Source organism: Pseudomonas sp. JV414, assembly GCF_032424305.1.
Lineage (GTDB): Bacteria > Pseudomonadota > Gammaproteobacteria > Pseudomonadales > Pseudomonadaceae > Aquipseudomonas > Aquipseudomonas lini.
This window is the reverse complement of the sequence record NZ_VYKC01000007.1, coordinates 154,771-167,886: the sequence shown is the minus strand read 5'-3', so window position 1 is coordinate 167,886 and position 13,116 is coordinate 154,771. Positions and strand designations below refer to the sequence as shown.

Annotated in this window: 10 protein-coding genes and 1 pseudogene; 4 read left to right on the top strand and 7 right to left on the bottom strand. The window is 57.5% G+C overall.

The window, feature by feature from the left end; translation table 11 throughout:
• Positions 1–7: 7 nt before the first annotated feature.
• The 6 genes and pseudogenes from F6R97_RS10465 to F6R97_RS10440 all read right to left on the bottom strand — a co-directional run.
• Positions 8–1,018 carry an ABC transporter permease subunit gene (locus tag F6R97_RS10465; RefSeq protein ID WP_038978933.1) on the bottom strand — a complete coding sequence of 337 codons (1,011 nt, stop codon included), beginning with the start codon at positions 1,016–1,018 and terminating at the stop codon, positions 8–10.
• 73 nt (positions 1,019–1,091) lie between these two features.
• On the bottom strand, positions 1,092–2,687 hold the full coding sequence (locus F6R97_RS10460) for an ABC transporter substrate-binding protein (protein WP_315866492.1): 1,596 nt from the start codon (positions 2,685–2,687) through the stop codon (positions 1,092–1,094).
• A gap of 75 nt (positions 2,688–2,762) precedes the next feature.
• Positions 2,763–4,199, bottom strand: a complete 1,437-nt coding sequence (locus tag F6R97_RS10455; RefSeq protein ID WP_038978935.1) for an OprD family porin — start codon at positions 4,197–4,199, stop codon at positions 2,763–2,765.
• Positions 4,200–4,371: 172 nt separating this feature from the next.
• Entirely contained in the window at positions 4,372–5,973 is a 1,602-nt protein-coding gene (locus F6R97_RS10450) for an ABC transporter substrate-binding protein (protein ID WP_315866491.1), read from the bottom strand.
• A gap of 299 nt (positions 5,974–6,272) precedes the next feature.
• Positions 6,273–7,898, bottom strand: coding sequence for an ABC transporter substrate-binding protein (locus F6R97_RS10445; protein ID WP_050681313.1), 1,626 nt, complete (start codon positions 7,896–7,898; stop codon positions 6,273–6,275).
• A 258-nt stretch (positions 7,899–8,156) separates the two neighbouring features.
• A pseudogene (locus F6R97_RS10440) lies at positions 8,157–8,432 on the bottom strand (ABC transporter substrate-binding protein); the annotation flags it as partial.
• A 544-nt stretch (positions 8,433–8,976) separates the two neighbouring features.
• Here F6R97_RS10440 and F6R97_RS10435 point away from each other — a divergent pair.
• Positions 8,977–9,339 carry a DUF6124 family protein gene (locus tag F6R97_RS10435; protein WP_050681315.1) on the top strand — a complete coding sequence of 121 codons (363 nt, stop codon included), beginning with the start codon at positions 8,977–8,979 and terminating at the stop codon, positions 9,337–9,339.
• Positions 9,340–9,433: 94 nt separating this feature from the next.
• The gene (locus F6R97_RS10430) at positions 9,434–9,859 is read left to right on the top strand and encodes an NIPSNAP family protein (protein ID WP_231669679.1); all 426 of its coding nucleotides are present in this window, start codon (positions 9,434–9,436) and stop codon (positions 9,857–9,859) included.
• A 275-nt stretch (positions 9,860–10,134) separates the two neighbouring features.
• On the opposite strand, the gene F6R97_RS10425 is transcribed toward F6R97_RS10430, so the two are convergent.
• Complete coding sequence (locus F6R97_RS10425; protein ID WP_038978941.1) at positions 10,135–10,851, bottom strand: SIMPL domain-containing protein; 717 nt, start codon at positions 10,849–10,851, stop codon at positions 10,135–10,137.
• Positions 10,852–11,228: 377 nt separating this feature from the next.
• On the opposite strand from F6R97_RS10425, the gene F6R97_RS10420 reads away from it, so the two are divergent.
• Together F6R97_RS10420 and F6R97_RS10415 are read left to right on the top strand one after the other, a co-directional pair.
• Complete coding sequence (locus F6R97_RS10420) at positions 11,229–12,491, top strand: ATP-binding protein (protein WP_030128039.1); 1,263 nt, start codon at positions 11,229–11,231, stop codon at positions 12,489–12,491.
• Positions 12,484–13,044: a response regulator transcription factor gene (locus F6R97_RS10415; protein ID WP_007901386.1), complete on the top strand. Its 561-nt coding sequence runs from the start codon at positions 12,484–12,486 to the stop codon at positions 13,042–13,044. The genes F6R97_RS10420 and F6R97_RS10415 overlap by 8 nt, the downstream gene beginning before the upstream one ends.
• Positions 13,045–13,116 lie beyond the last annotated feature (72 nt).

Here is a 13,116-nt window from a genome sequence, read left to right as displayed (position 1 = left end):
CTTGATCTCAGCGCTGATGACGGATGCGTGGGTTGGCAAAGCCGTAGAGGACGTCCACTACGAAGTTGACCAGAATCACCAGGCAGGCGATTAACAGGATGCCGTTCTGCACCACGGGATAGTCCCGTGCGCCAATGGCTTCGATCAGCCATTTGCCGATGCCGGGCCAAGAGAAAATAGTTTCGGTCAAGACCGCACCGGCCAGCAGTGTGCCGACTTGCAGGCCGACGACGGTCAGCACCGGAATCAGTGCGTTACGCAGGCCGTGAACGAACACCACGCGCGAGGGCGACAGGCCTTTGGCGCGTGCGGTACGGATGTAGTCTTCACGCAGCACTTCGAGCATCGACGAACGGGTCATCCGCGCGATCACCGCCAGCGGGATGGTGCCGAGCACGATGGCCGGCAGGATCAGGTGATGCAGGGCATCGAAGAACGCCCCGACGTCATCGGCCAGCAGCGTATCGATCAGCATGAAGCCAGTGCGCGGCTCGATGTCGTAGAGCAGGTCGATCCGCCCGGACACCGGGGTCCAGCCCAGGCTCACCGAGAAGAACATGATCAGGATCAGGCCCCACCAGAAGATCGGCATCGAGTATCCCGCCAGGGAGATGCCCATCACCCCATGGTCGAACAGGGATCCTCGCTTGAGTGCCGCGATCACCCCGGCCAGAAGGCCCAGGATGCCGGCGAACAACAGGGCGGCCATGGACAGCTCCAGGGTCGCGGGGAATAGAGAGCTGAACTCGGTCCAGACGCTTTCACGGGTACGCAGGGATTCGCCGAGATCGCCGTGGGCCAACTTGCCGATGTAATCCAGATATTGGGCATACAGGGGTTTGTTCAGACCTAGGCGTTCCATTGCCTGAGCATGCATTTCGGGGTCGACTCTGCGTTCGCCCATCATTACCTCCACGGGGTCGCCTGGAATCATGCGAATCAACGCGAAAGTCAGCAAGGTGATGCCGAAGAACGTGGGGATCAGTAACCCCAATCGGCGGGCAATAAAACTAAACATCTTGTGTGGTACCTCATCAGCCGGTTAGGCGTGCCCGGCAGTGCTGGGGTCAGCGATGCCGGGCGTTTCTTATCTACTTCACCTGGGTGGTGGCGAAGTTATTGGTTGTGAGAGGACTCTGGTGGTAGCCCTCGACGTTTTTGCGCATTGCCGTGAACATTTTCGGATAGGCCATGGGAATCCATGGCTGGTCCTTGTCGAAAACTTCCTGCGCTTGTTCGTAGAGCGCCGCCCTGGCAGCCGGGTCAGTGCCGCCGCGAGCCTTGTCGATCAAGTCCTGGAATTCCTTGTTGCACCACCGGGCGTAGTTTTCGCCGTTTTTCGCTGCGTCGCAACTCAGGTTCGGCGTAAGAAAGTTATCCGGGTCGCCGTTATCGCCGGCCCAGCCTGCCGATACCAAGTCGTGCTCGCCATTCTTGGCACGCTTGAGCATCTCTCCCCATTCCATGACCCGGATGTCGAGCTTGAGCCCGATCTGTGCCAGATCCGACTGCATCATTTGCGCGCCCAGAAGTGGATTCGGGTTGGTGGGGCCGCCGCCGTTGCGGGTAAACAGCGTCAGCACGGTACCTTCCGGTACACCCGCTTCCTTGAGAAGTTCACGGGCCTTATCAAGGTCGCGCGGTGGGTTTTTCAGTTTGTCGTTGAAGCCTAGCAGGGTCGGAGGATAGGGAACGGTACCAATGACGGCGTTGCCCTTGCCGTACAAACTAGTGACGTAAGTCGGCTTGTCGAATGCAATGTTTATCGCCTTGCGTACGCGTACATCGCTCATGTATTTGCGAGTGGTATTCATCGCGGTGTAGCTGGTGGTCATTGCGGCCAGTTCGTCGACCTTCAGGTTCTGGTCGGCTTTGATACTAGGGACATCATCGGGTTTGGGATACAACGCGATCTGGCATTCGTCGGCCTTCAGTTTTTGCAGGCGCACGTTGTTGTCGATGGTGATCGCGAATATGAGCGGATCAGCCGGGGGCTTGCCACCGAAGTAATCCGGGTTGGCCTTGAAGCGGACCTGAGCGTCCTTGGCGTAACGCTGGAAGACGAACGGGCCGGTGCCGATTGGCTTGCTGTTCAGGTCGCCGGCCTTGTTGGCTTTGAGCAACTGATCGGCGTACTCGGCGGAGTAGATCGAGGAGAAGGCCATGGCGATGTCGGCCAGGAACGGCGCTTCACGGCGGGTCAGGGTGAATTTGACCGTGTTGTCGTCGACCTTCTCGACGCTTTTGAGCAGCTCTTTGAAGCCCATGCTTTCAAAGTACGGGAAGCCCACGCTCGACAGTTTGTGCCATGGGTGTTTCGGGTCCAGTTGACGCTGGAAGCTCCAGACCACGTCGTCGGAGTTCATGTCGCGGGTCGGCTTGAAATAATCGGTGGTGTGAAACTTGACGCCTTTGCGCAGGTGGAACGTGTAGGTCAGACCGTCCTCGCTGATGTCCCACGAGTCGGCCAATGCCGGAATTACTTCAGTGGTGCCTGGCTTGAAGCCCACCAGACGATTGAAAATGGTTTCGGACACCGCATCGCCGGTGACTGCAGTCGTGTACTGGACCATATCGAAGCCTTCCGGACTGGCTTCGGTACAGACCACCAAGGGTTTGGCCGAGGCGCCGACGGCGACACTCAGCAACGCGGCAGCGATGGCCGCTCGTAGGGGAAGCATTTTCATCTAGAGCCCTCTGCAATCGGTTGAACAGAAAAGCCAGACGGCCGACTCATCATGAGTCAGCCGCAGGCGTGCGTTTTACAAAATGTTGAACGGAATGGTGGTCACGAGACGGAACTCGTTGATGCTGCCATCAGACTGGTTTTCGCTGGCGCGGTGAGCGGTGTAGGTGGCGCGAATAGCGGTGGCCTTGAGTGGACCGCTCTGCACGGCGTACGAAGCGCCGATGCCGTATTCGTAATGGTGTTCGCCATCTTGAATCTGGATGCCGTCGTAACCTTTGTCGGCCACGCCTTTGTTGCCATTGTAGTGAGTACCGTCGATACCCCAGCCGCGAGCCTGGTAGATGTTGAATTTCAGGCCTGGAACGCCGTATTCAGCCATGTTCAGACCGTAAGCGATCTGGAAGGACTTCTCGTTCGGGCCGTTGAAGTCCGACAGCAGGGAGTTGGCCAGGTAGATGCCGTTGGTTTCGTGCAGGTAGTCGAAGTACTCGTTACCGTTCACTTCCTGGTACGAGAAGGTCAGGCTGTGGGCCTGGTGGGTCAGGCCGAGCGACAGGGAGTAAGTGTCGTTGTCGATTTCACCCAGTTTGGCCGAACCCGAATCGACCGTTTTGTAGTAGTTCAAGCCGGTGGTCAGGCTCAGTACCGAACTGTCACCCAACACATGGCTGGCGCCGAAGTAGTACTGGTCCCACAGGTCTTCAGCCTGGGTGCCCCAGAGGCTGGTGGTCAGGCTGGCGAATGGCTGATAAGTGAGACCCGCAGTGTAGATGTGGTCGGCTTCGGCCTCGCCGTTACCGTATTCGGAGCGGAACTTGCGCTGGCTTTGTTCCGTACGAGGAGAGTTGCGGTCGAAGGTGCCGATGTCAAAAGACAGGTTTTCCAGCTCTTCGCTGTGCAGGCTCACACCTTCGAAGCTCGACGGCAGAGGACGGTTACCGATGACGTCGACCTGTGGGCTGCTGAAGTTCTGGCGGCCGGCGGTCAGGGTGGTGTTGGAGACACGGGCCTTGACGTTGGCCAGGCCCAGTTTGCTCCACTGGCCTACTGCGTCGCCGCCATTTTTGGTCAGCGTACGGTTGTTGCCGCGGCCACCACGACCTGGTTCTGGAGCACCGCCGTTTGCGGACGCCAGGTCTTTGCGATCACGGTCCAGGGCAATAGCATTGTAGGCAGCTACTTCGGTGCTGAAACCAACAGTGCCTTCAGTGAACCCCGAGTTGTACTTGATGATGGTGCCCTGGACCCAGTTGATACGACGATCAGTTGGGGTCGGTGAACCGTTTTTTTGGTAGCTGAACTTGGAACCACGTTTCAGTTGCTCGTTGGCATACCAGTTACGCGTGCTCCCTGTGATCGATTGGCCTTCGACAAAGCCTGTGGCTTCACTCTGAGCACTTTTCTCTTTCACGGTAACCGGGGTGAAAGCCTGACTCTGGGATTCAGCGTACGCCGTAGCGGTCACGCTGCTGATGGCCAAGGCCAATAACGCGGTGCTGCTCAGTTTCATGGGTGAAGCTCCTTACTTTCTTTTTTTTAATGCCGGTCTTTTTTGGTGATCCGGCTATTTGGTTTTGCAACTCATACAGGCATCGCAAACGTTTGCTATAGACCAGATTGGCGAATTACGGCAATACGCTTGCGTGAGGGCGGAATCCGCCCCCAGCGTTCTGGCTAATCGGTTATTGGTCGATACTGACGCCCGAGAACACATTGCGACCGAAAGGACTCACCTTGAATCCTTCGACTTTGGCGCTCAACGGCTGGTTGACCGTCGAGTGGGCGACCGGCGTGATCGGCACCTGCTGCTTGAGGTACTGCTGCGCCTGTTTGTAGAGCACGGTGCGCTGGTCGCGGTCGGTCACGACCTTGGCCTGCTTGATCAGCTTGTCGTAAGCCGGATCACACCACATGGAGTAGTTGTTGCCGCCAATGGCATCGCAGCTGTAAAGCGTGCCGAGCCAGTTGTCCGGATCACCATTGTCACCGGTCCAGCCGATCAGGCTGATGTCGTGCTCGCCGTTCTTGGTGCGCTTGATGTACTCGCCCCATTCGTAGCTGACGATCTTGACCTTGAGGCCGATCTTCGCCCAATCCGCCTGGAGCATTTCGGCCATCAGCTTGGCGTTGGGGTTATACGGACGCTGGACCGGCATGGCCCAGAGGGTGATTTCGGTGCCTTCCTTCACACCGGCAGCCTTGAGCAGTTCCTTGGCTTTTTCCGGGTTGTAGGCGGCGTCTTTAATCGTCTCGTCGTAGGACCATTGGGTCGGTGGCATGGCGTTTTGCGCCAGTTGACCGGCGCCTTGATAGACGGCGTTGAGAATGCCTTGCTTGTTCACCGCCATGTCCAGCGCCTGGCGCACTTCGAGCTGATCGAACGGTTTGTGCCGCACGTTATAGGCGATGTAACCGAGGTTGAAGCCGGGCTTCTCGATCAGTTGCAGTTTCGGATCGTTTTTCAGCGCGGTCACGTCGGCCGGGCGCGGGTGCAGGGTGATCTGGCATTCGTTGGCCTTGAGCTTCTGCACGCGCACCGAGGCGTCGGTGTTGATGGCGAAAACCAGGTTGTCGAGCTTGACCCGGCTCGGGTCCCAGTACTGCTTGTTGCCGCTGTAACGGATGTTGGAATCTTTCTGGTAGCTCTTGAACACGAACGGGCCAGTGCCGATCGGCTTCTGGTTGATGTCGCTCGGCTTGCCGGAGGCCAGCAACTGGTCGGCGTATTCGGCGGAAAGGATCGCGGCGAAACTCATGGCGATGTTCTGGATGAACGCGGCGTCGACGCTGTTGAGCGTCATCACCACGATCAGCGGCCCGGTCTTCTCGACCTTGGCGATGTTCTTGTTCAGGCTCATTCCGTTGAAATACGGGAACTCGGTTGGATAAGCCTTGCGGAAGGGTTGCTGAGGATCGAGCATGCGATTGAAGGTAAACAGCACGTCATCGGCGTTGAAATCGCGAGTCGGTGTGAAGTATTTGGTCGTGTGAAATTTCACCCCTTCGCGCAGGTGAAAAGTGTACTTGAGGCCGTCCTCGGAAATATCCCAGCTAGTGGCCAGGCCAGGTACGACGTTGGTGGCGCCTTTTTCAAACTCTGCCAATCGGTTGTACAGCGGCTCGGCGGCATCGTTATCGGTCGCCGTGGTGTATTGCGCGGTGTCGAAGCCCGCCGGGCTGCCTTCGGAGCAGAACACCAGGCTGTTATTGGCGGCCTGGCTAATGGAAGTGACGGCCAGCAGGCCGGTGCCCAGCAATGCGGATAAAACCAAGGTATGGCGCATGACGCTCCCTCTTTTTAGTGTTGTGCAATGAGCCGTTGTCCCTTCCGGGGACGTGGGGCTTCATTGCTCTCAAACCATTGCATGCAGCAAACCGAGAGCCCACGCATGAACTGGTCAGATCCCGACGGTATGAGCCGTGGGTCTGGCAGTAAATGCGTAAACGCCTGAAAAACTCGTAGGAAAAGGCGACGCGTCCTAAGCCTCTGCTGTGGTGCGCAGTGGATTTGGCTGTCAGTGAATTCCTACTTTCTCGGCAGATAAAGCAACGGCGACGTTAATGACGTCGCCGTTGCCAAACCTTATTTGCTGACGCTGACGCCGTAGAAGGAGTTCAAGCCAAACGGGCTGATCTTGAAGTCCTGCACGTTGTCGCGCATGGGTTGGAACACCGTCGAGTGAGCGATAGGTGTCATTGGAACGGCGTCTTTGAGGACGTGTTGCGCCTGTTTGTACAGTTCGGTGCGCTTGGCCTGATCGGTAGTGCGCTTGGCTTCTTTAACGATGCCGTCGAATTTCTTGTCGCACCACTTGGAGAAGTTGTTGCCCTGCAACGAGTCGCAACCGAACAGCACGTTGAGCCAGTTATCCGGGTCACCATTGTCGCCGCTCCAGCCGATGATCATCGCCTGGTTCTCGCCGCCTTTGGAGCGTTTGATGTACTCGCCCCATTCGTAGCTGGTGATCTTGACGTTCAGGCCGATCTTCTTCCAATCGGACTGCAGCATTTCAGCCATCAGTTTGGCGTTCGGGTTGTACGGACGCTGTACCGGCATCGCCCACAGAACGATTTCGGTGCCTTCCTTGACGCCGGCTTCCTTGAGCAGCTCCTTGGCTTTCTCAGGGTTGTACGGCGCATCCTTGATAGTGGTGTCGTAAGACCACTGGGTTGGTGGCATGGCGTTGACGGCCAGTTGGCCCGCGCCCTGATAAACCGAGTCGATGATCTGCGGCTTGTTGACTGCCATGTCCAGCGCCTGACGAACTCGCAGGTCGGCCAGCGGGTTTGGCTCGTTGCTGCCCTTGACCTTGTCCATCACGTTGTAAGCGATGTAGCCCAGGTTGAAACCGGCCTGGTCAGGCACCTTCAGAGTCTTGTCTTCCTTCAGCGCCTTCAGGTCGGCCGGACGTGGGAACAGAGTGATCTGACACTCGTTCTTCTTCAGCTTCTGAATACGCACCGACGGGTCGGTGGTGATGGCGAAGATCAAGTTGTCGATCTTCACGTCGTCAGGCTTCCAGTAGTCCTTGTTCCCGGTGTAACGGATGTTGGAGTCTTTCTGGTAGCTCTTGAACACGAACGGGCCAGTGCCGACCGGCTTCTGGTTGATGTCGGCAGGTTTGCCTTCCTTGAGCAGCTGGGCAGCGTACTCGGCGGACTGGACCGAGGCGAAACTCATGGCCATGTTCTGAATGAACGCGGCATCAACCTCTTTGAGGGTGAACTTGACGGTGTGGTCGTCGACTTTATCGATCTTGGTGATGTTGGTGTCCATCCCCATGTCGGTGAAGTACGGGAATTCAGTCGGGTACGCCTTACGGAACGGGTCATCCTTGTTGACCATGCGATTAAAGGTGAACAGCACGTCGTCGGCGTTGAACTCACGAGTTGGCTTGAAGTACGGAGTGGTGTGGAACTTGACGCCTTCACGCAGGTGGAAGGTGTAAGTCAGGCCGTCATCGGAAATGTCCCACTTGGTCGCCAGGCCAGGAATAACGGCGGTGCCGCCGCGCTCGAACTGGGTCAGGCGGTTGAACATGGTTTCTGCAGAGGCGTCGAAGTCGGTTCCGGTGGTGTACTGACCAGGATCGAAACCGGCCGGGCTCCCTTCGGAGCAAAACACCAGGTTAGTCGCAGCGACGGCGAAAGGTGCGCTGGCTAATAAGCTTGCGCCGACTAAAAACGGAATGACCGCGTGTTTAAGCATGGTGGCCTCATGATTTGTTGTCATTTTTGGAATTAGAGGACGACCTCGTGAGTCGACCTGCGGATACTTATGCAGGGGCCATACCCAATGCAAGATCCTGAATGGCTACAAACCTTAAACAGTGGAACGAACGTACCTTAATGTCGCATATGTATAAATACTGGTGTATTTGACCGTTTGCGCAGGTTTTTTACGGTGCAAATCGCGCACCGACAAGGGGCGGCCGGGGTGTTTGGCGCACCCGGTTGGAGCTTGGTGTTACTTATTTATACCCACCCCATAGAAGGGTGTGAGGCCGAACGGGCTGATCTTGAAGTCGGTCACTTCCTTGCGCAGTGGCTGGAACACTGTCGAATTCGCAATCGGTGTAATTGGCACCTGTTGCTTAAGGATTTGCTGTGCCTGTTGGTACAGGTTGACCCGCTGCTGTTTGTCCGTGGACACCTTGGCTTGCAACGAGTGGCGAGGGGCGGGGCACACCGCTCCACTGTAGGAACGAGGCTTGCCCGCGAAGACGGCCTGACAGCCGAACAATCTATCGCGGGTGTACACAACCCCATGTAGGAGCTGCCGAAGGCTGCGATCTTTTGACGTTGTTTTTTAAGATCAAAAGATCGCAGCCTCGTTTCACTCGACAGCTCCTACAAGTAATCCGTGTCAGACGATAATTCGGTGTCAGACGTGGGATTTATCGCTCCCACTCTCCCGCGTGGGAATGCCGCCAGGCACGCTCCGGGTTCCGCTTTTGAATGTTTAATGGATGTGTCAAAACATGGAACTTTCCCACGCGATTTTCAGGTTGTCGGTCGGACGTGGGCCTTCTAATCTTTGGCTGTCGCTGCAAAACCAGCGAGCAGGTGTGGAAACCTGACCCTTAAGTAGTTGCATTGCATCACCACCGTAATCGTTGCCGATGTCTTCTTTCGTCTGCAAACTGCGTTATGGCGGCTGTGCGTGGGCAGACTTCGGTCTGGCCGGGTGCCTACTTACCGGTTTTCCACCCTGCGTACAGCTGCCACCTTTTTGTCGTGTGGAAACGACAAATGGATGGCTCCCACTCGCAAGTAGGAGTTTTTATATGGATAAGTTAATCCCGGATCCACCCTTCAACACCACCACCCCCAACGCTTCGCGCACCGAAGAATTACTCAAAGACCGCGAAGCCATAAAACGCGCCCTCGACTACTACCTCGATCCCCCCACGCAATACACAGAAAAACCGCGCCGCCCCAGCACCATGTTCATGGTCGCCCCGGGTGCCGGCACCGAAAGCCTGCTGGCCCACGCCTACGAATCGTTGGCCTCAGCGAGTGTCCTGGCCACCGATTTCGCCAACAATCTGATCGGTCCGCAGCGTCATACGGCGTTGGCAATTCAACAGATCATCATGTTGGCGGAATTGGCGGTGAACCGAGCGTTGGATAACGTCGATCCGGCGTAGACCGCGTTATCGTTCTTCGCGGGCAAGCCTCGCTCCTACGGGATTTGGTTGTACGCAGCATTTGTGTTCATCCCGTTCCCCGTAGGAGCGAGGCTTGCCCGCGAAGGCGGCAGATCAGCCAGCACAAATCCTTAGGCAGGAACTTGAAATCCCACATGGAAAATTTGGAATGACTCGAATTGTTGAAATCCTGATGTACACCTTGAAACCGGGATCAGGATTGGATTTCCATCGAATAATGCGGGAAGTAAGCGTTCCGCTTCACTTGAAGGCTGGCATGGATGTCGTTTCTTATGGCGGCTCTTTGCATGACGATGACAGCTATCACTTGATTCGCTCCTATGAGAGCGAGAGCCATCGGCACGCCTCTCAAGATCTTTTTTACTCAAGCACTGACTGGAAGCAAGGTCCGAGAGCAGACATCATCAGTCGGATTGAAGTAAGTACAACGACAGTTATGGCGCTCACTCAAGACGCGATTGATGCCATCAGAGCTTCCCGTAAATCTATCCAGGGTTGATGCTCAATCAGGGTCGCCATTCACTGACATTCACCAGGTTGTCGGTTAATCGTGCGTTGAGCAAGGTCGATTCGCAGGGCTGACTGCAGGAGCTGCCGAAGGCTCGGGCCGCGTTCGGACGATCTTTTGATCTTCCTTCGCGCAATGACTTCGGTGCCAGAGATAATGCCAAGATCGCAGCCTTCGGCAGCTCCTACAGGGGCGTGGTTTCGGGCAGGCAATAAAAAACGGCGATCACTTCGGTGATCGCCGTTTTTTTGTACAGACTTATCGAATCACTGCATCAACACTTCAATCGCCCCATCCGCCGTCATGCTGACCTGGCTGGTGCCCGCTTCAACCTCGGGCGTCACCGGCGCGGAATCCATGCCGGCAGCTTTCATCATCATCGGCCCGCGCATGTACGGTTGTGGATAACCGTTGCTGTTGAGGTTCAGGTTGACGATTTTGTAGCTTTTGCCGCCCAGGGCGTCGGTGGCCAGTTGGGCGCGGGACTTGAAGGCGGTCACGGCTTCTTTGAGCAGGGCGTCTTCGCTGGCCTTGCGGGTTGGGGTGGCAATGGCGAAGTCCATGCCGCCCATTTTCAGGTCGGTGAGCAGTTCGCCGGTGAGTTTGGAGAGGGCGGCGAAGTCCGAGCTTTCCAGGCGCAGTTCAGCGCGTTCACGCCAGCCGGTGATTTTCTGGCCTTTGGTGTCGTAGATCGGGTAGCTGTTGCGGCTGCCCTGGCGCAGGGTGATGTCTTTGACTTCTTTCGCCTGGGCCAGTGCTTTGTTCATGGTGGTGCTGACGTCGGCGGCGAGTTTGGCCGGGTCGGTGTTTTGCTCTTCAGTGTAGAGGGTCACGATCATCAGGTCGCGGGCCACTTCCTGGCTGACTTCGGCGCGCAGGGAGATCTGGTTGTAATGCAGTTCGTCGACGGCCAGGGCCGGGAGGCTGACGACGGTGCCAACGCTTAAGGCAAGAAGGGCGGCGCTGCGGCGCAATGTGTGCATGAAAAGCTCCTTGGACGATGCGCAGGGGTTAAGGTCCGAACCTGCGTGAAACCATCAGACTCTAGCTTCAATGATCCGGTTCGCACAGTTACAACTTCTATACAGATGGAATGCTGGTGACCCTGTGGCGAGGGGGCTTGCCCCCGTTGGACTGCGAAGCAGTCCCAAAACCTGCCACCGTGTTTTATAAGACAAACCGCGTCAGCCGATCTGCGACTGCTGCGCAGCCGAACGGGGGCAAGCCCCCTCGCCACAGGGTTACTTCTTCACAGATACATTGCTTGGTGGCTGTGGTCGTTTGCCGCACTTTCGCCTCTCAGGCCCGTGGCTTGGTTATACTCCGTGCGATCCGCCTGGAGCGCTCATCAGGAGAGCTCATGCTCGCCCCCGTTCAAATCACTTCCGCCACTCGCCAGAACCTCTGGCGGCTCACGTTCATCCGCACGTTGGTGCTGGCCGCTCAGGCCGGTTCCGTAGGTTTGGCCTACTGGTTCGACCTGCTGCCGTTGCCGTGGGTGCAACTGGCAATGACCCTCGGTTGCTCGATTCTGCTCTGCGTGTTCACCGCCGTACGCTTGCGTACCTCCTGGCCAGTCACCGAGCTTGAATATGCACTGCAACTGGCCTGCGACCTGTTTATCCACAGTGCCTTGCTGTACTTCTCCGGCGGTTCGACCAACCCGTTCGTTTCTTATTACCTGGTGCCGCTGACTATCGCTGCCGTGACACTGCCGTGGCGCTATTCGGTGATTCTGTCGGGTATCGCATTGGCGCTTTATACGTTGCTGCTGGCGCGGTTCTACCCGCTGGAAACGTTCCCGATCGCCCGGGAGAACCTTCAGATCTACGGCATGTGGCTGAGCTTCGCCCTGGCGGCGGCGGTCATCACATTCTTCGCCGCCCGCATGGCCGAAGAGCTGCGTCGTCAGGAAGAATTGCGCGCCATTCGTCGCGAAGAAGGCCTGCGCGATCAGCAATTGCTGGCCGTCGCGACCCAGGCTGCCGGCGCCGCCCATGAATTGGGCACACCGCTGGCGACCATGAGCGTGTTGCTCAAGGAAATGCGTCAGGACCATCCCGACCCGCTGTTGCAGGACGATTTGAGCGTGCTGCAGGATCAGGTCAAACTCTGCAAAGAGACCTTGCAGCAGTTGGTTCGGGCGGCGGAAGCCAATCGTCGTCTGGCGGTGGAGATGCAGGACGTCACCGACTGGCTCGACGAAGCCCTGAACCGCTGGCACCTGATGCGCCCGGAAGCCAGTTACCGCTTCCAGCGCCTGGGCCAGGGGACCGTGCCGCGCATGGCGCCGCCGCCGGACCTGACCCAAGCCCTGCTGAATTTGCTGAACAATGCCGCCGATGCGTGCCCCGAAGGCTTGCAAGTAACCCTGGACTGGAATGCCGAGGACTTGACCATCAGCATTCGTGACCATGGCGCCGGCGTACCACTGGCCATTGCCGAGCAGATTGGCAAACCGTTTTTTACCACCAAGGGCAAAGGTTTCGGCCTGGGCCTGTTTTTGAGCAAGGCCAGCGTGACACGCGCCGGCGGCTCAGTGAAACTCTACAGTCATGAGGAAGGTGGCACGCTGACCGAGCTGCGCCTGCCCCGTGTCGCCCGAGGAGACGAACATGAGTGACGAGATCCAAGTCGAAGGCGAAGAACTGCCGCATTTGCTGCTGGTAGATGACGACGCAACCTTCACCCGGGTGATGGCCCGCGCCATGGCCCGCCGCGGTTTTCGCGTCAGCACAGCAGGTTCCGCCGAAGAAGGCCTGACCATCGCCCAGGCTGACATTCCGGATTACGCCGCCCTTGATCTGAAAATGGACGGCGATTCGGGCTTGGTGTTGCTGCCCAAGTTGCTCGAACTCGACCCGGAAATGCGCGTGGTGATCCTTACCGGCTACTCGAGCATTGCCACCGCCGTCGAGGCAATCAAGCGCGGCGCCTGCAATTACCTGTGCAAACCGGCGGACGCCGATGACGTGTTGGCCGCGTTGCTCTCCGAGCACGCCGACCTCGACACGCTGGTGCCGGAAAACCCGATGTCCGTGGACCGCCTGCAGTGGGAGCACATTCAGCGTGTACTGACCGAGCACGAAGGCAACATCTCCGCTACTGCCCGCGCCTTGGGCATGCACCGCCGCACGCTGCAGCGCAAACTGCAGAAGCGCCCGGTCCGTCGCTGAACGGATGCTGAACGATTATCGCCAGCCCTCGCGATAACACGAACCGATCATTTATGATCGGCTCGTGTGTGT

Bases quoted from the DNA above. Each gene is read 5' to 3' on its own strand.
- F6R97_RS10455 (WP_038978935.1), bottom strand. From the start codon at position 4,199: ATGAAACTGAGCAGCACCGCGTTATTGGCCTTGGCCATCAGCAGCGTG.
- F6R97_RS10420 (WP_030128039.1), top strand. From the start codon at position 11,229: ATGCTCGCCCCCGTTCAAATCACTTCCGCCACTCGCCAGAACCTCTGG.
- F6R97_RS10425 (WP_038978941.1), bottom strand. From the start codon at position 10,851: ATGCACACATTGCGCCGCAGCGCCGCCCTTCTTGCCTTAAGCGTTGGC.
- F6R97_RS10450 (WP_315866491.1), bottom strand. From the start codon at position 5,973: ATGCGCCATACCTTGGTTTTATCCGCATTGCTGGGCACCGGCCTGCTG.
- F6R97_RS10435 (WP_050681315.1), top strand. From the start codon at position 8,977: ATGGATAAGTTAATCCCGGATCCACCCTTCAACACCACCACCCCCAAC.
- F6R97_RS10465 (WP_038978933.1), bottom strand. From the start codon at position 1,018: ATGTTTAGTTTTATTGCCCGCCGATTGGGGTTACTGATCCCCACGTTC.
- F6R97_RS10460 (WP_315866492.1), bottom strand. From the start codon at position 2,687: ATGAAAATGCTTCCCCTACGAGCGGCCATCGCTGCCGCGTTGCTGAGT.
- F6R97_RS10415 (WP_007901386.1), top strand. From the start codon at position 12,484: ATGAGTGACGAGATCCAAGTCGAAGGCGAAGAACTGCCGCATTTGCTG.
- F6R97_RS10445 (WP_050681313.1), bottom strand. From the start codon at position 7,898: ATGCTTAAACACGCGGTCATTCCGTTTTTAGTCGGCGCAAGCTTATTA.